The sequence below is a fragment of the Roseateles violae genome (genome assembly GCF_030410485.1).
Lineage (GTDB): Bacteria > Pseudomonadota > Gammaproteobacteria > Burkholderiales > Burkholderiaceae_C > Roseateles_D > Roseateles_D violae.
In genome coordinates this window covers 957,775-980,629 of sequence record NZ_JAUHHC010000001.1, presented here as the reverse complement: position 1 = coordinate 980,629, position 22,855 = coordinate 957,775, and the positions used below count along the sequence as shown (strand labels likewise).

22 protein-coding genes are annotated in these 22,855 nt (G+C 70.9%); 14 read left to right on the top strand and 8 right to left on the bottom strand.

The window, feature by feature from the left end:
* Window positions 1–31: 31 nt before the first annotated feature.
* The 4 genes from QWJ38_RS04490 (at window position 32) to QWJ38_RS04475 (ending at window position 4,662) form a co-directional block, all read left to right on the top strand.
* Window positions 32–958, top strand: a complete 927-nt coding sequence (locus QWJ38_RS04490; RefSeq protein WP_290357837.1) for a LysR family transcriptional regulator — start codon at window positions 32–34, stop codon at window positions 956–958.
* Between the two features lie 73 nt (window positions 959–1,031).
* On the top strand, window positions 1,032–2,444 hold the full coding sequence (gene tcuA / locus QWJ38_RS04485) for an FAD-dependent tricarballylate dehydrogenase TcuA (protein ID WP_290357836.1): 1,413 nt from the start codon (window positions 1,032–1,034) through the stop codon (window positions 2,442–2,444).
* Window positions 2,431–3,609 carry a tricarballylate utilization 4Fe-4S protein TcuB gene (gene tcuB, locus QWJ38_RS04480; protein WP_290357835.1) on the top strand — a complete coding sequence of 393 codons (1,179 nt, stop codon included), beginning with the start codon at window positions 2,431–2,433 and terminating at the stop codon, window positions 3,607–3,609. Before tcuA ends, tcuB begins: the two co-directional genes overlap by 14 nt.
* A gap of 78 nt (window positions 3,610–3,687) precedes the next feature.
* Window positions 3,688–4,662: a Bug family tripartite tricarboxylate transporter substrate binding protein gene (locus QWJ38_RS04475; RefSeq protein WP_290357834.1), complete on the top strand. Its 975-nt coding sequence runs from the start codon at window positions 3,688–3,690 to the stop codon at window positions 4,660–4,662.
* A 70-nt stretch (window positions 4,663–4,732) separates the two neighbouring features.
* On the opposite strand, the gene QWJ38_RS04470 is transcribed toward QWJ38_RS04475, so the two are convergent.
* Complete coding sequence (locus QWJ38_RS04470) at window positions 4,733–6,388, bottom strand: FAD-dependent oxidoreductase (RefSeq protein ID WP_290357833.1); 1,656 nt, start codon at window positions 6,386–6,388, stop codon at window positions 4,733–4,735.
* A 176-nt stretch (window positions 6,389–6,564) separates the two neighbouring features.
* On the opposite strand from QWJ38_RS04470, the gene QWJ38_RS04465 reads away from it, so the two are divergent.
* From QWJ38_RS04465 to glcF, 6 genes are all read left to right on the top strand, one after another.
* Window positions 6,565–7,125, top strand: a complete 561-nt coding sequence (locus tag QWJ38_RS04465) for a hypothetical protein (RefSeq protein ID WP_290357832.1) — start codon at window positions 6,565–6,567, stop codon at window positions 7,123–7,125.
* Between the two features lie 85 nt (window positions 7,126–7,210).
* Complete coding sequence (cax, locus tag QWJ38_RS04460; protein ID WP_290357831.1) at window positions 7,211–8,317, top strand: calcium/proton exchanger; 1,107 nt, start codon at window positions 7,211–7,213, stop codon at window positions 8,315–8,317.
* Between the two features lie 78 nt (window positions 8,318–8,395).
* A complete protein-coding gene (locus tag QWJ38_RS04455) occupies window positions 8,396–9,904 on the top strand; it encodes an FAD-linked oxidase C-terminal domain-containing protein (RefSeq protein ID WP_290357830.1) in 1,509 nt (502 codons plus the stop codon).
* Between the two features lie 4 nt (window positions 9,905–9,908).
* Window positions 9,909–11,003 carry a glycolate oxidase subunit GlcE gene (gene glcE / locus QWJ38_RS04450; RefSeq protein ID WP_290357829.1) on the top strand — a complete coding sequence of 365 codons (1,095 nt, stop codon included), beginning with the start codon at window positions 9,909–9,911 and terminating at the stop codon, window positions 11,001–11,003.
* Window positions 10,994–11,680 carry a class I SAM-dependent methyltransferase gene (locus QWJ38_RS04445; protein WP_290357828.1) on the top strand — a complete coding sequence of 229 codons (687 nt, stop codon included), beginning with the start codon at window positions 10,994–10,996 and terminating at the stop codon, window positions 11,678–11,680. The genes glcE and QWJ38_RS04445 overlap by 10 nt, the downstream gene beginning before the upstream one ends.
* 16 nt (window positions 11,681–11,696) lie before the next feature.
* The gene (gene glcF, locus QWJ38_RS04440) at window positions 11,697–12,947 is read left to right on the top strand and encodes a glycolate oxidase subunit GlcF (RefSeq protein WP_290357827.1); all 1,251 of its coding nucleotides are present in this window, start codon (window positions 11,697–11,699) and stop codon (window positions 12,945–12,947) included.
* A 221-nt stretch (window positions 12,948–13,168) separates the two neighbouring features.
* Here the strand turns inward: glcF and QWJ38_RS04435 are convergent, their stop codons facing one another.
* Window positions 13,169–14,089: a hypothetical protein gene (locus tag QWJ38_RS04435; protein ID WP_290357826.1), complete on the bottom strand. Its 921-nt coding sequence runs from the start codon at window positions 14,087–14,089 to the stop codon at window positions 13,169–13,171.
* A gap of 54 nt (window positions 14,090–14,143) precedes the next feature.
* On the opposite strand from QWJ38_RS04435, the gene QWJ38_RS04430 reads away from it, so the two are divergent.
* The 3 genes from QWJ38_RS04430 (at window position 14,144) to QWJ38_RS04420 (ending at window position 16,557) form a co-directional block, all read left to right on the top strand.
* Window positions 14,144–15,817 carry an alkaline phosphatase family protein gene (locus QWJ38_RS04430; RefSeq protein WP_290357825.1) on the top strand — a complete coding sequence of 558 codons (1,674 nt, stop codon included), beginning with the start codon at window positions 14,144–14,146 and terminating at the stop codon, window positions 15,815–15,817.
* An 81-nt stretch (window positions 15,818–15,898) separates the two neighbouring features.
* Window positions 15,899–16,087 (top strand): hypothetical protein, encoded by a 189-nt coding sequence (locus QWJ38_RS04425; RefSeq protein WP_290357824.1) that lies wholly within the window; start codon window positions 15,899–15,901, stop codon window positions 16,085–16,087.
* Entirely contained in the window at window positions 16,084–16,557 is a 474-nt protein-coding gene (locus QWJ38_RS04420) for a hypothetical protein (protein WP_290357823.1), read from the top strand. The genes QWJ38_RS04425 and QWJ38_RS04420 overlap by 4 nt, the downstream gene beginning before the upstream one ends.
* A 259-nt stretch (window positions 16,558–16,816) precedes the next feature.
* Here QWJ38_RS04420 and QWJ38_RS04415 read toward each other — a convergent pair whose 3' ends face one another.
* Complete coding sequence (locus QWJ38_RS04415) at window positions 16,817–17,743, bottom strand: GGDEF domain-containing protein (protein ID WP_290357822.1); 927 nt, start codon at window positions 17,741–17,743, stop codon at window positions 16,817–16,819.
* Between the two features lie 106 nt (window positions 17,744–17,849).
* On the opposite strand from QWJ38_RS04415, the gene ypfJ reads away from it, so the two are divergent.
* A complete protein-coding gene (gene ypfJ / locus QWJ38_RS04410; protein ID WP_290357821.1) occupies window positions 17,850–18,740 on the top strand; it encodes a KPN_02809 family neutral zinc metallopeptidase in 891 nt (296 codons plus the stop codon).
* 18 nt (window positions 18,741–18,758) lie between these two features.
* Here the strand turns inward: ypfJ and QWJ38_RS04405 are convergent, their stop codons facing one another.
* The 5 genes from QWJ38_RS04405 to QWJ38_RS04385 all read right to left on the bottom strand — a co-directional run bounded on the left by QWJ38_RS04405 (window position 18,759) and on the right by QWJ38_RS04385 (window position 22,645).
* Window positions 18,759–19,571, bottom strand: a complete 813-nt coding sequence (locus tag QWJ38_RS04405; protein ID WP_290357820.1) for a substrate-binding periplasmic protein — start codon at window positions 19,569–19,571, stop codon at window positions 18,759–18,761.
* Window positions 19,572–19,649: 78 nt separating this feature from the next.
* Complete coding sequence (locus tag QWJ38_RS04400; protein WP_290357819.1) at window positions 19,650–20,747, bottom strand: nucleotidyltransferase domain-containing protein; 1,098 nt, start codon at window positions 20,745–20,747, stop codon at window positions 19,650–19,652.
* Complete coding sequence (locus QWJ38_RS04395; RefSeq protein ID WP_290357818.1) at window positions 20,740–21,669, bottom strand: HprK-related kinase A; 930 nt, start codon at window positions 21,667–21,669, stop codon at window positions 20,740–20,742. Before QWJ38_RS04395 ends, QWJ38_RS04400 begins: the two co-directional genes overlap by 8 nt.
* Entirely contained in the window at window positions 21,666–21,947 is a 282-nt protein-coding gene (locus QWJ38_RS04390; protein ID WP_290357817.1) for an HPr-rel-A system PqqD family peptide chaperone, read from the bottom strand. Before QWJ38_RS04390 ends, QWJ38_RS04395 begins: the two co-directional genes overlap by 4 nt.
* Window positions 21,948–21,991: 44 nt before the next feature.
* Window positions 21,992–22,645: a hypothetical protein gene (locus QWJ38_RS04385; protein ID WP_290357816.1), complete on the bottom strand. Its 654-nt coding sequence runs from the start codon at window positions 22,643–22,645 to the stop codon at window positions 21,992–21,994.
* Between the last annotated feature and the right edge of the window lie 210 nt (window positions 22,646–22,855).

Here is a 22,855-nt window from a genome sequence, read left to right as displayed (position 1 = left end):
CACGCCCAGATCAGCCCTATACGGAGCCCGCATGGAACTGCGACAGTTGCGCTACTTCGTCCGCGTCGTCGAGCTCGGCAGCATGGGCCGCGCCGCCGGTGACCTCGGGCTCGTGACCTCGGCGCTGAGCCAGCAGATCAGCCGGCTCGAGGGCGAGCTGTCGACCCGTCTGCTGCAGCGCGGTGCCGGCGGCGTGGTTCCGACCGACGCCGGCGTGGCCTTCTTCCGCCAGGCGCAACTCGCGCTGCGCCATGTCGACGACGCGGCGCGGGCGGCGAAGCAGGCGCGCCTGGCCGGGCATGTCAGCGTCGGGCTCCCACCGTCGACCTCCGCCGTGCTGGCCCTGCCCTTCCTGCGCGCGATGCGCGAACGTTATCCGGATGTGCGCCTGCATCTGGTGGAAAGCCTGTCGGGCAATCTCGTGGCCATGCTCAACGCGCGCCAGCTCGATCTGGCGGTCCTGTTCGAAACCGGCTCGGCTCGACGGCTGAGCGTGCAGCCGCTGCTCGACGAGCGCCTGTTCGTGGTCGGCCGACGCGATCTGGCCGGCATGCCGGGCGGCAAGACGGTGGCGATCGCGCGCCTGGCCGAGCTGCCGCTGCTGCTGCCCAGCGCCGGCCATGGCCTGCGCGAGATCGTCGACGCGGCCTTCGCGCGTGCGCAAAGCGTGCCGCGCATCGCGCTCGAGATCGACGGGCTGGCGGTGCTGATGGACGCGGTGCGCGCCGGCGTCGGCGCGACGATACAGCCCGGCGCGGCGACCTCGCGGGTGTCCGACGAGGCCGTCGCGCTGGTCGGCATCAGCGATCGGGGCGCACGCCGGCGCAACGTGCTGGCCAGCCTGTCCGACGACGAGCTGGCCCCCGCTGCGCTGGCGGCGCGGGTCGTGCTGAAGAGCGTCGCCGCGACGCTGGTGGGCGAGCAGCACTGGCCCGGCGCGACTCTTCACGAAGCCTGAACACCGCTTGCCGCTTGGAGCACTACCGCGGCCGCAGCACGCGGCCTAGAGTCGTCGCCAGCAAGGAGACGATATGGTGGACGTTCTGGTCATCGGCGGCGGCAACGCCGCCCTGTGCGCCGCGCTGATGGCGCGCGAGGCGGGCGCGTCGGTGCTGCTGCTCGAAGCCTCGCCGCGCGAATGGCGCGGCGGCAACTCGCAGCACACGCGCAATCTGCGCTGCATGCACGACGCGCCGCAGGACGTGCTGGTCGATGCCTACCCGGAAGAGGAGTACTGGCAGGATCTGCTGAAGGTCACCGGCGGCGCCACCGACGAGGCGCTGGCGCGGCTGGTCATCCGCGCCTCGTCGCGCTGCCGGCCCTGGATGCGCAAGCACGGCGTGCGCTTCCAGCCCTCGCTGTCCGGCGCGCTGCACACCGCGCGCACCAATGCCTTCTTCATGGGCGGCGGCAAGGCGCTGGTCAACGCCTACTTCCGCAGCGCCGAGGCGCTGGGCGTGCGCATCCGCTACGAGGCGCCGGTCCAGCGGCTCGAGCTGCGCGAGGGCCGCTTCGTGGCCGCGTTCGTCGGCGACGAGCGCATCGAGGCCCGCGCCTGCGTGCTTGCCGCGGGCGGCTTCGAGTCCAACCGCGATTGGCTGCGCGAGGCCTGGGGCGTGAATGCGCGCGGCGAGCACCCGGCCGACAACTTCCTGATCCGCGGCACGCGCTTCAACACCGGCGTGCTGCTGAAGCACATGATCGATGCCGGCGCGGACACTATCGGAGACCCGACCCAGGCGCATATGGTGGCGATCGACGCGCGCGCGCCGCTCTACGACGGTGGCATCTGCACGCGCATCGACTGCGTCTCGCTGGGCGTGGTCGTCAACCGCGACGCCGAGCGCTTCTATGACGAAGGCGAGGACTTCTGGCCCAAGCGCTATGCGATCTGGGGTCGCCTGGTCGCGCAGCAGCCCGGGCAGATTGCCTGGTCCATCATCGATGCCAAGGCGGTCGGCCGCTTCATGCCGCCGGTCTTTCCGGGCACACAGGCGGGGACGCTGGGCGAGCTGGCGCGCGGGCTGGGGCTCGATGAAGCGCGCTTCGTGCAGACGATCGAGCAGTACAACGCCGCCTGCCGCGGGGGCAGGTTCGACCACACCGCGCTCGACGACTGCAGGACGGTCGGCCTCGCGCCGGCGAAGACGCATTGGGCGCGCCCCATCGACACGCCGCCCTTCTACGGCTATGCGCTGCGGCCCGGCGTGACCTTCACCTACCTCGGACTGAAGGTCGACGCGCGCGCCAGCGTGCACTTCGGCGGCCGTCCCAGCTCCAACCTCTTCGTCGCCGGCGAGATGATGGCCGGCAATGTGCTCGGCAAGGGCTATACCGCCGGCGTCGGCATGTCGATCGGCACCGCCTTCGGCCGCATCGCCGGCACGGAAGCCGCGCGGGCGGCGCGCACCCCACAAAAGGAGCCCGTCCATGCAGCAGCTTGAGGCCCTGAGCCGCGAGGCCGCGGCACTTGCCGGCGGCGGCCCGCGCGTGATCCCTATCCGCGCCATCACCGCCGAGGAGTCCGAAGTCGCGCGCGTGATGCAGATCTGCAATGCCTGCCGCTATTGCGAGGGCTTCTGCGCCGTCTTCCCGGCGATGACGCGGCGGCTGGACTTCGGCAAGGCCGACGTCAACTTCCTGGCTAATCTGTGCCACAACTGCGGCGCCTGCCTGCATGCCTGCCAGTACGCGCCGCCGCACGAGTTTGCGGTCAATGTGCCGCAGGCGATGGCCAAGGTGCGGCTGCAGACCTATGCCGAATACGCCTGGCCGCCAAAGCTGGGCGCGCTGTACAAGCGCAACGGGCTGACGCTGGCGCTGGCGCTGGCCGGCGGTCTGGCGCTGTTCATGGCGTTGGCGGTCGCCCTGCACGGCAGCCTGTGGCGGCAGCTGCCGGCCGGCGACTTCTACGCCATCTTCCCGCACAAGCTGATGGTCGCGCTGTTCGCGCCGATCTTCCTGTTCGCGACGCTGGCGCTGGCGCTCGGCGTGCGCCGCTTCTGGACCGACGACACGCCGGGTCCCGTGACCGCCGCGGCCGGCGCCGAGGCGACGCAGGACGTGCTGCGCCTGAAATACCTGGACGGCGGCCACGGCGACGGCTGCAACAACGAAGACGATGCGTTCACACGCTCGCGCCGCCGCTTCCATCACCTGAGCTTTTACGGCTTCATGCTGTGCTTCGCCGCCACCGCCGTGGCGACGCTGTACCACTACGTCTTCGGCTGGAGCGCGCCCTACGACTTCAGCAGCCTGCCCAAGCTGCTCGGCACGGTCGGCGGCCTGTCCCTGATGGTCGGCAGCGCCGGGCTGCTGCGGCTGAACCTGCGGCGTCATCCGCTGCAGCAAGACCTGACCCAGCGGCCGATGGACCGCGGCTTCATCGTGCTGCTGTTCCTGGTCGCGAGCAGCGGCCTGACCCTGATGCTGCTGCGCCAGACGCCGGCGCTGCCGCTGCTGCTGTGCCTGCACCTGGGCTGCGTGATGGCACTGTTCGCGACGCTGCCCTACGGCAAGTTCGCGCACGGCATCTACCGCAGCGCGGCGCTGCTGAAGTGGGCGGTCGAACGGCGCCGGCCGAGCCGCCTGCAGCTCGCAGACGACTGAGCCCTATTCCCCGTACCCCGATCAACCCGTCGGGCAAGGCAGCGCCGTGCCCGCCCCGAGAACCCAAGGAGACTTTCCATGCAAGCCCGAGCAATGTTGGCCGCCTGCCTGGCCGCCGCCCTGCTGCCTGTTACCGCCACCCCGGCGTCGGCGCAGCAGCTGCCGAAGAAGACGCTGACCCTGGTCGTCGGCTTCGCCGCCGGCGGCGCGGCCGATGCCGCCGCGCGCATCATCGCGAAGAGGCTGCAGGACCAGCTCGGCCAGACCGTGGTGGTCGACAACCGTGCCGGCGCCGGCGGCAATCTGGCCCACCAGTACGTGGCCGGCGCGCCGGCCGACGGCTCTGTGATCCTGCTCGGCTCGATCGGGCCGCTGGCGATCGCGCCGCATCTGATGAAGCTCGGCTATGACCCGCAGAAGGACCTGGCGCCGCTGACGATGGGCCTGAGCTTCCCGAACGTGCTGGTGGTTCACACCGGGGTCGGCGTCAGGACGCTGGCCGAGTTCGTCGCCAAGGCGAAGGCCAAGCCCGGCTCGCTCGACTTCGCGTCCACCGGCAGCGGCTCGGCCTCGCACCTAGCGGGCGAACTGCTGAACCAGCGCGCCGGCATCGACACCGTGCACATCCCGTACAAGGGCGGCGCGCCGGCCCTGCAGGACCTGCTGGGCGGGCGCGTCGCGGCCTACTACTCGACGCCGGCAACGGCCGCGCCGCATATCGAGGCGGGCAAGCTGATCGCGCTGGCCACCACCGGGCTGACACGCCCGGCCTTCATGCCCAAGGTGCCGACCATCGCCGAGTCCGGCTATCCCGGCTTCAACGCGAGCAACTGGTACGCCTTCGTCGCGCCGGCCAAGACGCCGGTGCCGGTGCTCGAGCGCTGGAACGCCGAGCTCGTCAAGGTGCTGAACGCCGAGGACGTGAAGAACGAGCTGAACAAGCACGGCCTGACACCGGCACCCGGCACGCGCGAGGAGCTGGCCAGCTTCATCGACGCCGAGTCGAAGTCCTGGGGCCGGCTGGTCAGGGAGCGCGGGATCAAGGCGGACTGAGCGCAGCGGCCGCTCGATCCATGGGTGAAACGCATATCCGCTTGGGGCCGAAAGCGCCCCCGCAACAGCGCTAGCTTCGGCCCGCCTGCGCCAGGAACTGGTGGACGAAGGCGATCGCCATGCTGCCCTCGCCGACCGCCGCCGCGACCCGCTTGACCGGGCTGGCGCGCACATCGCCGCAGGCGAAGATGCCGGGCACGCTGGTCTCCAGCAGATAGGGATCGCGCTCCAGCGGCCAGCGGCCCGAGCGCGCCGCCGCCTCGCCGGTGTGCAGATAGCCGCGCGCATCGCGGGCGATGGCCTCGGGCAGCCAGCCGGTCTCGGCATCGGCGCCGATGAAGACGAACACGCCCCCACTGGCCAGGCGCTGCACGCTGCCGCCGGCCCGGTCGGCCAGGTCAATCCCGGCCAGCTGCTTGTCGCCATGCAGGGCCTGCACCTCGCTGTGCAGGGCGACGGCGATGTTCGGCTTGCCGCGCAACTGCTCGATCAGGTAATGCGACATGCTTTTCTCCAGCGCATCGCCGCGCACGACCAGGGTCACGCTCTTCGCATGGTTGGCGAAGAACATCGCCGCCTGGCCGGCCGAGTTGCCGGCGCCGATCAGGTGGATGTCCTGGCCCTGGGTGCGGCCGGCCTCGCTGCGCGAGGCGCCGTAGAACACGCCCTTGCCCAGCAGGCGCTCGAAGCCTGGCGTCGCCAGCCGCCGCCAGCTGACGCCGGTGGCGACGATCAGGGACCGCGCGCGCACCGTCTCGTCGCCATCCAGCGTGATCGTCTTCGTCTGCGGGTCGATGGCGGTGACGGTGCGCGTCACCATCACCTCGGCGCCCAGCCGGCTGGCCTGCTGCAGCGCGCGGCGCGCCAGTTCGTCGCCGGAGACGCCGGTCGGAAAGCCCAGGTAGTTCTCGATCCGCGACGAGGTCTCGGCCTGGCCGCCGGGCGCCTCGCGCTCGATCACCAGGGTGCGCAGGCCCTCGGACGCGCCGTAGACCGCGGCGGCCAGGCCGGCCGGGCCACCGCCGATGATGACGGTGTCGTATTCATGGCTGCGCGCTCGCGTCTGCAGGCCCAGGTGCTCGGCCACATCGCGGCTGCAGGCGCGCCTGATCAGGCTGCCGTCGTCGCAGGCCAGCGCGGGCAGTTCCTCGTCGGCCAGCGCCGGGCCGCTCCAGCGCGCGGCGCGGTCGGGCGCGTCGGGGCGGATCCACTCGTGCGAGATCTGGTTGCGGCTCAGGAAGGCGCGCAGCGCCTGCGCGCCGGCATCGTCGGCATGGGCCAGCATCAGCGCCCGCGCCTTCGGCGGCGCCGTCGCGATGCCGCGCAGGCCGCCGATGCGCTCGGCCGCCAGCGTGGCGATCTCGGTCAGCACGGCCGGCCGCGCGGCCGCCAGCGCATGGAACTGCCGCGCCGTGATGTGCATCAGCCGCGTCGGCACGGTCGCGCGGTAGCTGCCCTGGTAGGGCGTGCCGAAGGTGATCGGGATCTCGCCGAAGACCTGGCCCGGCAGGCGCTGGCCGATCGCGCGCTCGATGCCGTCGATGATCTTGGTCACCTCGATGCGGCCGGCCAGCACGACGAAGAGCGAGCGCTCGTCGCCCTCGTGCACCGCATAGTCGCCGGCGGCCAGGCGCACGTCGCCGGCCGACTGCGCCAGCCGCGCCAGCTCGTCCGGCGGCACCGAGGCCAGCACGGCAATCGCGGGCAGGTCTTCGAGCGAGATCATCGGGACTCCCAGGCAATGCGGACGACGCCGAGCGCATCGTCGGCCAGCCGGGCCCGGTGGCGTAGCTGGGGCAAACCCGCGCCAGGCGCCCGTTTCCCCTTCTTCACCGTCGCTTCACACAGCGCTCCCGCTGCGCTCACCGGCCGCCCGCACAATGGGCCCATGGAGGTTAAGCGATGAAGCATCGGGAGCAAATGCTGCGCGTCGGCGGCCATCATCAGCGACGCTGGCGGATCGCCGTCTGGGGCCTGGCGGCGGCCCTGCTGGCCCTGCCGGGGCTGGCGATGCAGTTCAGCAGCGAGGTGCGCTGGGGCGTCTTCGACTTCATCGTCTTCGCGCTGATGCTGCTGTGCGCCTGCGGCGGCTACGAGCTGGCGCAGCAGCTGCGGCCCGGCAATGGCAGCCAGCGGGCGGCCGTCTGCGTCGCGATCGCGGGCGGCTTCCTGCTGGTCTGGATGAATCTGGCCGTCGGCCTGATCGGCGAGCCCGATGATCCGGCCAATCTGATGTTTGCCGGCGTGCTGCTCATCGGCCTGCTCGGCGCGGCACTGACGCGGCTGCGGCCCGGGGCGATGGCCGGCGTGCTGCTGGCGATGGCGGCGGCGCAGGCGCTGGCGGCCGGGGTGGCGGCGCTGGCCGGCTGGCGGCTGCCGCCACTGGCGAGCCTGTTCTTCATTGCGCTGTGGCTGCTGTCGGCGCAGCTGTTCCGGCGCGCGGCGGCGCGGGCCGCGGTGTAGCGAGAAACGCAAAGCCGCCGTTGCCGGCGGCGGGCCCGCCGTGACAAGATGGTGTCGACCTGACCCCATCAAGGACCGGCAGCCCATGAATTCACTGCTCGCGGAAATCCGCCACAACCGCATGCTCTGGTTGCTGGTCTTCGTGCCGATCACCTTCATCGCCAAGCAGCTCAACCACGAGGCGCACACGCTGCTGTTCATCCTGTCGGTGCTGGCCATCGTGCCGCTGGCCGCGCTGCTGAGCCATGCGACCGAGTCGGTGGCGGCCAAGACCGGCGACGCCGCCGGCGGCCTGCTCAACGCAACCTTGGGCAATCTGACCGAGCTGGTGATCGCGCTGACCGCCCTGCGCGCCGGCGAGTACATGCTGGTCAAGGCCTCGATCGCCGGCGTCATCGTCACCAACACCCTGTTCATGCTGGGCATGTGCTTCCTGCTCGGCGGGCTCAAGCACCATGTGCAGGAGTTCAACCGGCTCAGCGCGCGCACGCAGGCGGGCCTGCTGTTCCTGGCGACGATCGCGCTGATGCTGCCCTCGGCGATCGCCGGCGTCGATGCGATCGACACCGTTGCGCAGGCCGGCTATATCCGCGAGCTGAGCCTGGGCCTGGCCGTCGTGCTGATCGCTGCCTACGCGCTGGGCATGCTGTTCTCGCTGAAGACGCACCGCGATCTGTTCGCCAGCGCCGCGCACGGCGAGGAGGACGGCGAGGCGCCGCTGCCGATCGGCGTCGCGCTGGCGACGCTGGCCGGCGTGACGGTGCTGGTCGCGCTGACCAGCGAGGTCTTCGTCGAATCGGTCCAGCAGGCGGCCGAGGACTTCGGCATGAGCCAGGCCTTTGTCGGCTTCATCGTCGTCGCCCTGGTCGGCGGCGCGGCCGAGATGGCCTCGGCCTTCTCCGGCGCGCGCAAGAACCGGCTCGATCTGAGCGTCGGCATCGCCCTGGGCAGCGCCTCGCAGATCGCGCTGTTCGTCGCGCCGGTGATGGTGCTGCTGAGCTATTTCATTGGACCGGCGCCGATGGATCTGCAGTTCTGGCCCGGCGCCGTGCTGATGATGTTCGTCGCGACGCTGGCCGCCGCCTTCATCACCGTCGGCGGCCGCTCGGCCTGGTTCGTCGGCGTGCTGCTGCTGATGGTCTATCTGGTGTTCGCGATGACGCTGTACCTGCTGCCGCCCAAGGTGGCCTGAGCACGCATTTCCCCGCACGGCGGCGAGCCCGCCTCAGGCTACAGTCGGTCCTGAGCCTCGAGGAAAGAACCGCCCGCCGTGAACGCCGCCGTCGCCAGCCCTGCCGCCACCGATCCCGCCCAGCGCCGCCATGCGCAGACACGCCTGGTCCAGGCCCTGCAGGCGGCCGGCCTGCCGGCCCATGCGCTGCTGTGGCAGCAGGAGGACACCATCCCCTATGAGTGCGACGGCCTGACCGCCTACCGCGAGCGGCCGCTGCTGGTGGCGCTGCCGGAGGACGAGGCCCAGGTCGCGGCGGTGCTGCGGACCTGCCATGCCATGAGCATCCCGGTCGTCGCGCGCGGCGCCGGCACCGGCCTGTCCGGCGGCGCGATGCCGCATGCGCAGGGCGTGACGCTGGCGCTGGCCAAGTTCAGGCAGATCCTCAAGATCGACCCGCTGGCGCGCACGGCCACCGTGCAATGCGGCGTACGCAATCTGGCAATCTCCGAAGCGGCCGCGCCGCATGGGCTCTATTACGCGCCCGACCCGAGCAGCCAGATCGCCTGCACCATCGGCGGCAATGTGGCCGAGAACTCGGGCGGCGTGCACTGCCTCAAATACGGGCTGACCCTGCACAATGTGCTGCGCGTGCGCGGCTTCACCGTCGAGGGCGAGGCGCTCGAGTTCGGCTCCGAGGCGCTGGACGCGGCCGGGCTCGATCTGCTGTCGGTGATCGTCGGCAGCGAGGGCATGCTGGCCGTGATCACCGAGGTGACGGTCAAGCTGGTGCCCAAGCCGCGGCTGGCGCGCTGCATCATGGCCAGCTTCGACGATGTGCGAAAGGCCGGCGACGCGGTCGCCAACATCATCGCCGCCGGCATCATCCCGGCCGGCCTGGAGATGATGGACAAGCCGATGACGGCGGCGGTCGAGGACTTCGTCCACGCCGGCTACGACCTCAGCGCCGAGGCCATCCTGCTCTGCGAGAGCGACGGCACGCCCGAGGAGGTGGCCGAGGAGATAGCGCGCATGCTCGCGGTGCTGCTTGAGAGCGGCGCGACGCAGTGCGAGGTCAGCGAGGACGAGGCGCAGCGCCTGAAGTTCTGGAGCGGGCGCAAGAACGCCTTCCCCGCCTCGGGCCGCATCAGCCCCGACTACATGTGCATGGACTCGACCATCCCGCGCAAGAAGCTGGCCGACATCCTCTTGGCCATCACCGAGATGGAGAAGAAATACGGCCTGCGCTGCGCCAATGTCTTCCATGCCGGCGACGGCAATCTGCATCCGCTGATCCTGTTCGACGCCAAGGACCCCGATCAGCTGCATCGCTGCGAGCTGTTCGGCGCCGAGATCCTGGAGACCAGCGTCGCGCTGGGCGGCACGGTCACCGGCGAGCATGGCGTCGGCGTCGAGAAGCTGAACAGCATGTGCGTGCAGTTCTCCCAAGCCGAGCGCGAGCAGATGCTGGCGCTGAAAAGCGCCTTCGATCCGGCCGGCCTCTTGAACCCCGGCAAGGTGATCCCGACCCTGCACCGCTGCGCCGAATACGGCCGCATGCATGTCAGCAAGGGGCTCTTGGCCTTTCCCGAGCTGCCGAGGTTCTGAGCCGATGACATTGCAGCAATTGCAGGACCAGGTCCGCGACGCCGCCGCGCGCGGCGCCCAACTCGACATCCGCGGCCACGGCAGCAAGGCCTTCTACGGCGAGGCGCCGCGGGGCGAGCCGCTGTCCACCCTGGGCTTTGCCGGCATCAGCAGCTACGAACCGAGCGAGCTGGTCGTCACCGTCAAGGCCGGCACGCGCATCGCCGAGCTGGAACAGGTGCTGGCCGCGCAGGGCCAGCACCTGCCCTTCGAGCCGCCGCGTTTTGACAATGGTTCGGGAGGCCGCGGCACCGTCGGCGGCATGGTCGCCGCCGGCCTGAGCGGCCCGGCGCGCGCCGCGGCGGGTTCGCTGCGTGACCATGTGCTGGGCCTGACCCTGCTGAACGGCAAGGCCGAGGCGATGAGCTTCGGCGGCACGGTGATGAAGAACGTGGCCGGCTACGACGTCGCCCGGCTGATGGCCGGCGCCCTGGGCAGCCTGGGCCTGATCCTGGAGGTCTCGCTGAAGGTGCTCCCGCGGCCGGTCGCCGAGGCGACCCTGCGCTTCGAGCTCGACCAGGCCCAGGCGCTGGCCCGGCTGAACCGCTGGGGCGGCCAGCCGCTGCCCATCCATGCCAGCGCCTGGTGGGACGGTGCGCTGGTGCTGCGCCTGGCCGGCGCCCAGGCGGCGGTGCAGGCGGCGACCGCCCAGCTGGGCGGCGAGCTGATAGCGGATGCGCTGGCGCGGCCCTTCTGGGAGGGCTTGCGCGATCAGCGCGACGAGTTCTTCCAGGGCGCCGAGCGCGCGGTGCAGGGCGGCGCTTCGCTGTGGCGGCTGTCGCTGCCGCAGACGGCGCCGGCCCTGCAGCAGCTGCATGGCGAGCAGCTGATCGAATGGGGCGGCGCCCAGCGCTGGGTGACGACGCCGCTGCCGGCCGCGCAGATCCGCGAGGCGGCGGCCCGAGTCGGCGGCCATGCGACGCTGTTCCGCGCGCTGGACAAGCAGCCGGGGGCCTTTGCACCGCTGGCGCCGCCGCTGGAGCGCATCCACCGCGAACTGAAAAACGCCTTCGACCCGCAGCGCCTGTTCAACCCGGGGAGGTTGTACCGATGGATGTGAGCAATCCGCCGCCGACGCCGGCGGCCGATATGGTCGACTACTACCGGCGCCGCGCCGCCTACTACGAGCGGGTCTATCAGAAGCCGGAGCGGCAGGCCGATCTGCGCGCGATGGAGGCCTGGGTGGCTGAGGCCTTTCGCGGCCGGCGCGTACTCGAGCTGGCCTGCGGCACCGGCTGGTGGACGCCCCATGGCGCGCGCCATTGCGAGCATTGGCTGGCCACCGATCTGAACCCGGAGACGATGGCGCTGGCGCGCGAGAAGCCGCTGCCGCCCGGCAAGGTCGAGTTCGCGATCGCCGATGCCTATGCGCTGGCCGGCCTGGGCGAGCGGCGCTTCGACGCCGGCTTTGCCGGCTTCTGGTGGAGCCATGTGCCGCTGGGGCGGCTGTCGGCCTGGATCGATACCTTGCACGCGCGGCTCGAAGACGGCGCGCGCGTCGTCGTGATGGACAACCGCTTCGTGCCGGGCAGCAGCCTGCCGCTGGACCGGCTCGACGCCGAGGGCAATAGCTACCAGACCCGCGAGCTCGACGACGGCAGCCTGCACGAGGTGCTGAAGAACTTCCCGACGCGCGAGCAGGTGCAGGCGCTGCTCGGCGCGCGCGCCAGCGACTTCGGCTGGACCGAATGGACCCATTACTGGGCCGCGTCCTGGCGCGTCGCGCCGCGCGGCTGAAGCGACCGACGATCCGATGCAAACCCAACTCGCCCCCGAATTCCAGTCCACACCCGAGGGCGCGCAGGCCGAGGCCATCCTGGGCCGCTGCGTGCACTGCGGCTTCTGCACGGCGACCTGCCCGACCTACCAGCTGCTGGGCGACGAGCTCGACGGGCCGCGCGGCCGCATCTACCTGATCAAGCAGGTGCTCGAAGGTGCCGAGCCGACGCGCAGCACCCAGCTGCATCTGGACCGCTGCCTGACTTGCCGCAACTGCGAGAGCACCTGCCCCTCGGGCGTGCAGTACGGCCAGCTGGTCGAGATCGGCCGCAATGTCGTCGAGGCCAAGGTGCAGCGCCCGGCCGGCGAGCGCGCGGTCCGCTGGCTGCTGAAGGAAGGCCTGCCCTCGCCCGCCTTCAAGCCGGCGATGAAGCTGGGCCAATGGCTGCGGCCGCTGGTGCCGGCGGCGCTGAAGGACAAGCTGCCGGGCCCGGCGCCGAAAGGCGCGCACGACTGGCCGACCCGCACGCATGCGCGCAAGGTCGGCCTGCTGCTGGGCTGCGTGCAGCCGGCGATGCTGCCGAACATCAACAGCGCGACCGCGCGCGTGCTCGATGCCGCCGGCATCCAGACCCTGGTCGCCGACGAAGCCGGCTGCTGCGGCGCGATCCGCAGCCATCTGAACGACCACGAGGGCGGCCTGGCCGATATGCGCCGCAATATCGACGCCTGGTGGCCGCTGGTCGAGGGTCTGACCGCGGCCGGCAAGGTCGAGGCGCTGGTGATGAACGCGTCCGGCTGTGGCGTGACGGTGAAGGACTACGGCCGCGCGCTGGCGCATGACCCGGCCTATGCGGACAAGGCGGCCAAGGTCAGCGCGCTGACGCGCGACCTGAGCGAGCTGCTGCCGGAGCTGGTACCGCTCCTCAAGCCCCGGCTGGCCGGCCACCCGCGCGGCGGCCAGCTCGCCTACCACCCGCCCTGCACCTTGCAGCACGGCCAGCAGCTGCGCGGCCAGGTCGAGGCGGGGCTCACCGAGCTGGGCTTCGCGATCGCGCGCGCGCCCTGCGACAGCCATCTGTGCTGCGGCTCGGCCGGCACCTATTCGGTGCTGCAGCCGGCGCTGGCCAAGCAGCTGCGCGAGCAGAAGCTGCAGGCACTGGCACCGCTGCAGGCCGAGGCCATCGTCTCGGGCAATATCGGCTGCATCCAGCATCTGCAAAGCGGCACCGAAACGCCGGTGCGCCATTGGGTCGAGGTGCTCGACGAGGCGCTCCGCGCCTGATCTTCAGCGTTCGCATAGCGCCCAATCGAGGGCAAATGCGTAGCGCTGACTATGAAACACTTTTTCACAATAGCGCCCAAACCATAACAGGAGGAGGAGTTGCGAGACTCCTTGACCGGCCCGGGCGTCCGCCACCGAGCGAGCGGCACGCCCCAGCCTCGGTCCGCTCGGGTCGCCGGCCTAGCCGCCGGCCCGTTTTTTTTGGCCGCGCCGGCCCCGCCTCATGCAGGCGGGCGCCGCAACGCGCCGCCGGCCGGCGCCGGCTGGTAGGCATTGTTCAGCCGCTCGAAGCGCTGCAGGCGATCGGATTCGGTCAGCGCGCGCAAGGCCTCGATCTGGAAGGGCTGCAGGCTGGCGTCGTGCAGCAGCACCAGCTCGGCCAGCAGCGCCCAGTCGGCATCGAGCTCCCCGATCCACAGCGGCGCCGTCGCCGGCACCGCCTGCTGCAGCAGCAGCTGGGCGGCCGCGACCGACTGCTGCGCCGGCAGCAGCATGGCCCGCTCGGGCCAGCGGCTCAGCAGCGGCATCTCCAGGCCCTGCGGCGGCCAGACGGCCAGCAGCCATTGCGGTGGCCGCGTCTCGACCAGCGGGCCCTGCGGCGTGCTGACCAGCTCGGTGCTGGCGCCGATCAAGCGCCGGCGCACACCGACCCAGGCGCCCGGCCGCCACTGGCGCAGCAGGCGCGGATCGGCGCTGGTCTCGGCGCGCGCGCTCAGCGGCAGGTCGATGCGCGGTTCGGCAGCGCCGCGGCCCTGCTGCTGGGCGATGCCGGCGGCGGCGCTGAGCGCCTGGTCCAGCCCGGCGGTGTCCAGCGCCGGCGTGGTTTCAACGATGGGCATGACGATCTCGGGCAGTTCGACGTCCTCGATATCGTCCATCTCGAAGCCGCGCTTCTTCAGCCGCGCGAGGCGCTCGGCATCGAGCCGCGGCTCGGGCGGCCGCTGCCGCGGTTCGGCATGCAGGGCCGACAGATCGAGCTCCGGCGGCGCCACCGGCCGGGCCGGCTCGGACGGCCGCCAGCCGTCGAGCAGATGGGTGGGATCGAAATCGTCCTTGCGCGCGTCCTGCATGATGCGGGGCGGGCCGTCGCCGCGGCGCGGCAGGCGCGCCATTCGCGCCGAGGCCGCGGCCAACAGGCCCATCGGTGATGCTGTTCGGCTAATCTTGCACCCCTCCTCGCTGATCCGCAACCGACCATGAACAAGAAGCCCATCGCCATCACGATCGCCATCGCCGCGCTGCTGCTGGCCGGCTGCGCCGGCACGCCCTCGACGCCCGCGCCGGTTGCCACGACGGCGGCCACGGGCAGCGCCGCCCCGCCGCCGAAGCTGCTGGTCTTCATCGTCATCGACGGCCTGCCGATGCGCCAGGTGCTGGCCTATCGCGATCAGTTGCAGCCGGACGGCTTCAAGCGCTTCCTGGACCGCGGCCGCTGGTACGCGAACGCGCATTACGGCCATGGCCACACGGTCACCGCGGCCGGCCACGCGACCATGCTGACCGGCGCCTACCCGCAGCGCAGCGGCATCATCAGCAACGAGTGGCGCGACCCCAAGACCGGGGCCGAGGTCTACAACACGCAGGACGAGACCGCGCATTACCTGGACAACGAGACCAAGCCGCTGTCGGGCACCAGCCCGCGCATGCTGCTGGCCGAGACGGTCGGAGACGTGCTGCGCTCGGCCGATCCGGCCTCCAAGGTGATCGGCATCTCGGGCAAGGACCGCGGCGCCATCCTGCCGGCCGGCCACAAGGGAACGGCCTATATGTATATGAGCGAGTCGGGCCAGTTCGCCTCGAGCAGCTACTACATGGCCGCCCATCCGGCCTGGGTCAAGGCCTTCAATGCGGCCAAGCCGGCCGACGCCTTCTTCGGCAAGGTCTGGTCCCCGCTGCTGCCGGAGTCTGCCTATGCGCGCTCGGTGCCGGACGGCCAGGCCTGGCAGAGCAATAGCGGCAACGGCAACCGCCTGCCGGCCAAGCTGGGCGACCAGATGGAGGCCCCCGGCCCGCGCTTCTACGCCAACATCCTGCCCTCGCCCTTCGGCGACGAGCTGACCCTGGCCTTCGCGCGCGCGGCGATCGAGGGCGAGCAGCTGGGCGCCGATGCGAAGCCGGACATCCTGTCGGTCAGCCTGTCCAGCCACGACTACATCAACCATGCCTTCGGCCCCGAGTCGCGGCTCTCGCACGACCATTTCCTGCAGCTGGACCGCTATCTGCAGGGCTTCTTTCAGTATCTCGACGCCACTCTCGGCGCCGGCAACTACCTGGCCATGCTGACCGCCGATCATGGCTTTGCCGACACGCCGGAATGGGCGAAGACCCAGGGCCGGGACGCCGCCCGCCTGAACCCCTCGACCCTGCTGAGCCAGCTGAACGCCGGCCTGGTCAAGCAGTACGGCGAGGGCAAGTGGGCGACGGCGATGTCGGCCTCGGGCGTGCTGTTCGACGAGCAGCTGATCGCCGCGCGCGGCCTGAAGTCGGCCGATGTCTACCAGCAGGCCAAGACCCTGCTGCTGCAGCAGGACGGCGTGGCCGCCGTGTTCACCCAGCAGCAGCTGCAGGGCAGCGACACCTCGACCCCGTACCTGGAGCAGATGCGCAAGTCCTGGCACCCGGCCCGCTCGGCGCCGCTGATCGTCGTCATCAAGGAGAACTGGCTGTTCGGTTCGCGGCCGCTGGGCAGCTCGCATGGCACGCCCTATCCCTACGACACCCAGGTGCCCATCCTGACCTGGGGGCCGCAATGGGTCGGCGCCGGCGAGGTGACGCAGCGCGTCGAGGTCGCCGACATCGCGCCGACCCTGGCCGCGATCCTGCAGATCCGCACACCGGCGCAGGCGCAGGGCAAGCCGCTGCCGCGCTGACGCCGGGGCCGGGCCGGAACTCCGCAACAAAGAGGAGCCCGGCTCTATCGGCGGCCGCGAGCCGCTTCTAGAGTCGGCAGCATGAAGCCCCTCGCCGAGCTCGTTCGCAGCATCGACACCGCCCTGACCGGCCTGCCCAGCGCAGGCCTGGGCCTGGCGCTGGCGCTCGCACTGATCGCCGCGGATGAACCGCCGGCGCCGCGCGATGCCGCGCCGGCGGCCGTGCATTGCTTGCCGGCCGCAGCCCCCGGCCCTAGCATCGGCGAGTGAATCAGCACAGCAACGACAGGAAGCCGGCGAAGAAGCGCAGCATCGACGCCTATGCGAGCAGCGCCTTTCGTCCGCATGGGCGCATCGAGTTCTGGGCCGAGGGGCCGGTGATCCGCATCGCCGCCGAGGGACCGTTCAACCGCGAGGCGGTGCAGGCCGTCGGCCTGGCGATGCGCGATCTGTTCGCGACCATGCCGCCGGCGCCGCGCTTTGCCGACCTGCTCGAATTCCGCGGCAGCCTGCTGGCCTCGCCCGATGCGCTGGCCGCCTTCGGCGACTTTCTCGCCGCGATGAGCGCGGCCAAGACGGCGCCGATCGCCGTCGCCTTTGTCGTTGCGCCCGAGGTCGAGGGCCGCAGCCTGATGCTGCCGATCTTCGCCAAGCTCTATGCCGAGCACCGCCGCCAGTTCAGCGCCTTCGAGACCAGCGAGGCGGCCGAGGCCTGGCTGCGCGAGCGCCTGGGCGCCTAGGAGTCTGGGCGGCAGAGCGCATGGTCCGCGTTGAGCCTGGCAAGGGCGCAGGCAAGGCGTGAGGAGGCCGCGGGCTCGTGCCCGCAACGACGAGCAACGCCGCATGCGCCCTTGCCAGGCCCAACCCGAAGGGCCGGGACGATTTGCGTGCCATGCGGCGTTGCCGGCTCGTTGTGGGTCCCGACCCACGCTTCGCCGGCGCCTTACCTGGCCCCGCAACTCGTCCCGGCGCGGGCCATGCGCGCTGCCGCCCAGACTCCTAGGCTTCGGCCAGCACGCAGCGATCGCGCCCCTCGTCCTTGGCGCGGTGCAGCGCCGCCTCGGCCCGCCGCAGCAGGGCGCCGGCCTCCTCGCCCCAGACCGCCTCGGCCAAGCCGACCGAGCAGCTGTAGCCCCGGCCGGGCTGCTCGGCGAGCGGCCGCGCGCGCCGCACGCGGGCCAGCAGCCGCTCGATGATGGCGCCGGCCTGGGCGGCAGCGGCGGCCGGCAGGATCAGCAGGAACTCCTCGCCGCCGACGCGGGCGCAGCCATCCTCGCGGCGGATGCTGGCCTGCAGCTGGCGGGCGAAGTCGCACAGCACCGCATCGCCGGCCGCAGGGCCCAGGCCGTCGTTGATCTGCTTGAAGTGGTCGATGTCCAGGGTGGCAACGCACAGCGGCCAGCCCTCGCCGTGCCGCAGCGCGCGCTGCAGCAGCTGCATGCCGTGCTGGCGGTTGCCGATGCCGGTCAGCGCGTCGCTGTGGGCGGCGGTCAGCGCTTCGGCGCGGGCCTGGCGCAGCGCGCCTTGGTCGCGGCGCAGGCTGCTGATGTCGCTGGCGACGCACAGCAGCCAGCCCTGCGGCTGCGCGGTCTCGGTGACCCAGAGCCAGCGGCCGTCGCTCAAATCGGCTTCGAAGGCGCGGAAAGGCTTCTTGCGGCGGTGCGAACTGACCGAGTGCAGCCAGGCTTCGATATCGTCGGCCTCGACGCAGGCGCCCTCGCCGCTGGCATGGCTTTGCCGCATCATGTCGGCCCAGGTCTGCCGGCCGTCGGGCTCGACCTTGTAGGCCTGGCAGAAGGCCGGGTTGGCATAGCGCAGCATGTCCTGCGGGTCGTACAGCGCAACCAGCTGCTGGCTGTGCTGCTGCAGCGCCAGCAGGGTCTCGGCCAGGCCGGCCGGCATCGCCTCGTCGTCTCGCTTGCTCATCGATCCCTTCTCTTTTGCGCGTGCTTGCATTCTGCTGCAGCGCCGGGCGGCCCGGCGGCTTACGATAGTCCACGATGGGCGGCACGCAGCCGCGAAGGAGTTACCAATGAAATGGGAAGGCCAGCGCGAGAGCGACAACATCGAGGACCGCCGCGACAGCGGCGGCGGAGGCGGCTTTCCGGGCCTCGGCGGCCTGGGCGGTGGCCGCGGCCTGGGCATCGGCGGCATCGCGATCGCCTTGATCGCCTCCTGGGCACTGGGCATCAATCCGCTGACGGTGCTGGGCCTGCTGGGCGGTGGCGGCGGCCCGGCGCCGGTGCCGCAACAGCAGCAGGGCCCGGGGCCCAAGCCGCAGGATCCCGGCGCGCGTTTCGTCAGCACGGTGCTGGCCGATACCGAGGACGTCTGGGGCGCCTATTTCGCGCAGCGCCAGCAGCGCTACCAGGCACCGCATCTGGTACTGTTCCGCGGCCGCTACCCGACCGGCTGCGGCACCGGCGAGGCGGCGATGGGGCCGTTCTACTGCCCCGCCGACGCCAAGGTCTATATCGATCTGAGCTTCTATGACACCTTGAAGACCCGCCTCGGCGCGCCCGGCGACTTCGCCCAGGCCTATGTGATCGCGCACGAGGTCGGCCACCACCTGCAGAACCTGATGGGCACGACGGCCAAGATGGACGATGCCCGACGGCGCGTCTCCGAGCGCGAGTACAACGCGCTGAGCGTGCGGCTGGAGCTGCAGGCCGACTGCTTCGCCGGCGTCTGGGCCATGCATTCGCAGCAGGGCAAGGGCTGGCTCGAGCAGGGCGATATCGAGGAGGCGCTGAACGCCGCCTCGCAGATCGGCGACGACACCTTGCAGCGCCGCTCGCAGGGCACCGTCGTGCCGGAGAGCTTCACCCATGGCAGCAGCGCGCAGCGGGTGCGCTGGTTCAAGCGCGGCCTGGAGAGCGGCGAGCTGAAGAGCTGCAACACCTTCGGCGGCGAAGCGCTCTAGCGGAGCGCCGCGCCGGGCTCAGTCCGGCAGATTGACATGCGGATGGCGGGCGGCGGTCGCGGCCACCGTGCCGTCGCGCTTCATCGCTTCCCAGGCACGCAGCAGATTCGCGTGCAGCGCCTCGCCGCTGCCGCGGCTCAGCGCCATGAACAGCCGCGTCTCCGAGATCTTGACCAGCGGCTCGATCTGGTTGAAGTCGTAGCCGAACTGGGCCAGGGTCGCGGCCGCCACCGTGCTGTTCAGCGCCGCCAGATCGTCGCGCTCGGCGAACAGCTTGCGCAGCATGGCCGCATGGTCGGGACTGCGGTCCAGATGGGTGCCAAGCTCGAAACCGCGCGCCAGCAGATCGCGCTCGGCCGCGTCGTCGCGGATCACCGCGATCCGGTAGGCCTTGGCCGCCTCCAGGCTGGAGGCGCGAACCTCGGGGCGTGATTTCAGCCGGTACAGATAGGCGCGCCGCGCCGCCGTCGGGCCGATCCAGAAGAAATGCGGCTCGCGCTCGTCCAGCCGCGCCATGCTGACGACCAGCACCCGGGCATCCTTGATCGCGCGCTGGTAGATGCGGGTCCAGGAATTGAATTCGATGTTTGCCTTCAGATGGCAGCGGCGCAGCATCTCCTGCGCCAGCTCGACCGCATAGCCGGCCGGCTTACCGTCGGCGTCCTGGTAGGAAAACGGCGGCACCGGCTCCAGCAGCACGGTCAGCGGCTCGCCGCCCGGGGCGCCCGCCCCGCCGCCTGCAGAGGCGGCCGCGCCGACCGCTGGCGCTGCCACGGCCCAGGGACCGGACAGCAGGCCTAGCGCTGCAAGCAGTTTCCTACGGTCCAGCATCCTTGTTCTTCCTCTCCGGACGGCCCCCACGGCCGCCCGCACGCAAGCCGCGATTATCGGCGACACCCGGCGTCCGGCTCAGGCCGGCGGCTGCGGTAGCGCGGCAACGGCGGGAAAACGACTCATATATGCCTTGCGCAGCAGATGCGGCAGCAGCAGGTGCAGCGGCATGCGCAAGCGGTGCGAGCGGACATAGAGCAGCCAGCGCGCGGCCCGGCTGGCGGCATCGTCGCAGCTCGGGTGATGCGGTCGCAGCGCCAGCCGCAGCAGCCGCCCGAGGGCCCAGCGCCGCAGCGGCCCTGGGCGCAGCGCGGCCAGGGCCGGCGTGCAGTCGGCCGGCGGTCGGCGGCCGAACAGGCGGCAGCGCTGATCCAGCAGCAGGAACAGCGGCTCGCCCAGGCCCAGCTCGGCCGCGCGGGCAAGCAGGCCGGGCCAGAAGCCCGGCTCGCGGCCGAAATGCTCGAGCAGATCGTCCAGGTCGAGCAGATCGCGCAGGCCGCGGTCGAACTCGCCCTCCTGGTACAGATGGGCGGCGCTGTGCAGCACCATGTCCTCGGGCGCCAGCATGTGGAAGCCGCTGGCGCCGATCGGGCGGATCCGCTCGAACAGCTTGGCGGCGTCGATGCGAAAGCGCGAGGTTGGCGGCGCGATCGTGTGGTGCAGATCGACGACGCTGTGCCGCTGCACATGTTCCAGCGGCGGGATCTCGTGCATCCACTGCCGGTAATAGCGCTGGTTGTAGGCATCGCGCTCCTGGCTGATCCAGCCGGCCGCAAACAGCAGGCCCTCGGCCCGCAGCAGATGGCTGCGCTCGACCAGCAGATCGACGTCGGAGAACAGGCGGCCGCGCGCCGGCGGCAGGCCGGCCAGCTGGTAGGCCGCGCCCTTCAGCAGCACCACCGGGCCATCCAGCCCGCGCAGCGCCCGCCGCAGCTGCGCCAGCTCTGCCAGCACCTCGTGGCGCTGACGCTCGACGATGGCCAGCGAGGCGCGCAGCAGGCGCGCGGGCGCTTCCGGCAGCGCCGCCAGGCCGCCGTCTGCCGCCTCTAGCCGCAAGGCCAGCCGGGCCAGCAAGCCGGCGCGGCGCGCCTGACCCAGCAGCAGCTCCCAGTCGCGCGGGCGTAGCGCCGGCCGCGCAGGCGCGCCGGACCAGAGCCCGCTGAGCAGATCAGCCATGGCCCGCCTCCGCCGCCGCGCGCGCCAGCTGGTCGAAGACGGCGATCGCATCGTCGAGCCGGCTGTAGTCGAAGCGGTAGCAATCGCAGGCCGACACCACCCGGGCCAAGGCCTCGAAGCCCTGCAGACCCAGCAAGGTGTAGTTGAAGGAGTTGGCGCCCAGATCGAGCATGCTGCGGCCGCGCGGCTGCGGCTGCAGGCTCGGCGCCGCGCCAGCGACGTATTTGGGAAAGACCACCCAGCGCGGCCGGGCCGATTCGTCCATGCGCGCCAGCTGCGCGCCGGGCACGCGCAGATGCGCGACCGATCCCTTGCTGGTGCCATGGGTCACCGGGCTCAGCACCGCCTCCGGCGCATAGGCCTGCAAGAGCGGAATCGACTGGTTCTTCAGGCCGATCGGCCGCACGGCCGGCGTGATCAGCGCTTCGTCCAGCGAAATCAGCGCCAGCTCGTCCGACAGCAGGCGCCAGCCGCGGTGTACCAGGGCCGCGCACAGGGTGCTCTTGCCGGAGCCCGGCGGCGCCGGCAGGATGGCGGCGAAGCCCTCGCGCTCGACCACCGCCGCATGCAGCATCAGGTAGTGATGCGCCTGCGTGGAGACGCACCAGTTCATCGCCCACTCGAGCTGCGCGTAGGCATGGCCCTGCGGCAGCGGCTCGAAGGGGTAGACACCGTCGCTGCTGAAGCGCACCTGGCGCCGCCACCAACGGTGCAAGCCGGCGCCCTCCTCCATCTTCAGCGAAAAGTCCGCGAACTCGTCCGGCTCGGCGAGCGGATAGTCGGCATAGAGCAGCGCCAGACCCTGCTCGATGCCGGCGAGCCGGCTTTCGATGCGGTAGCGGAAGGGGCCCGCACGGATCACCAGCTCGCCCTGCGCGAGCCGCTGGCGGCGCTCCCGCGCGCTCAGTTCGCCGAGCTTCATGAAGCAGGCGGCTCGACCAGACCCAGCTCGGCCAGGAAGCGCAGGCTCTGCTCAACCCGCTGGTCCAGGGCCGCCGCGTCGCCGATCTGCAAGTCGGCGGCGACCTGCTCGAGCAGCGCGGGCTGCGCCAGGCCGCCAGCCTCGAGCGCCATCAGGCTTGCCGCGGCGACAGCGTCGATCGAAAAGGTCTGGCCCGATCCCTCGTCAAAGACGACCCAGTCGTCGGCGTCCCATTGGCGCCAGTGCAGTGCCGCCAGGGCGTTCAGTTGCCATTGCATCGGTGGGAACGAGGGCGCTCAGCGGCGAGCGCCCGTCTCGGGCGTCACGGCAGGTTTTCCATATAGGTAGTGAAGAAGGTATAGGCCTTGTCACGAGTGACGCCTGGGAAAACGCCGTTGTACATGTCCACGACCTGACTGGCCGAGTAAGGGAAGGTTCCCAACGGATAGAACTTCAGGGCGTTCAGGTAGGCGACGGTCCAATGCGCTTCGGCGCTGGCAGACCGGGTGCCCAGCAGACCCAGCATGGTGTAGTTGCCATAGGCCGAACCGGCGGCCCAAGGCAGGGTCGTGTTCTTCAGCTTGGTCGACGGCAACAGGCCCGTGGGCCAGGCATTGGCCGGCGTCATCGACAGGCTGCTGCAACTGCCACCACTGCAGGAGCCGTACCAGGACACCTTCTTGCCGCCGGCCGGGACCTGGGTGACGTTGAGAAAGGAGTGCGCCGCCGAATTGGTGCCGGACACCGAGCACAGCCCGACCTTGCCGCCGACGCCGGTGCAGGTCAGCACGGTCGAACCGCCGGTGCCGGCAGCGCGCGCGCCCAGCGGCGTCAACGCGGCCAGGGCGCTGGCACCGCCGGTGGCGCCGCGCAGCAGCAGTCGCCGGCGGGCCAGCGCATCGCCGGCCAAGGTCCGCTGCGGCGACAAGGGGTCGCCACGCTGGGAGTTTTCCGATTCCGATGACTGTTTGTTCATTTTGAACCTCAACCTGACCGACTGTGAACGGACCTGCTCCGGCACCACGCTGCCGGCGAACGCGGCAGATCCTGCCAGTCGCTTGCATACAAAGCATCGTAGCAAGGTCCGGGCCCACCGGACAGACGGCATTTTCATCAACAATATCAACTGCTTGCCGACGGCCCAACAGCGGCCTCGGATGCCCCGGGCGGTGACTGTCAAGATTCC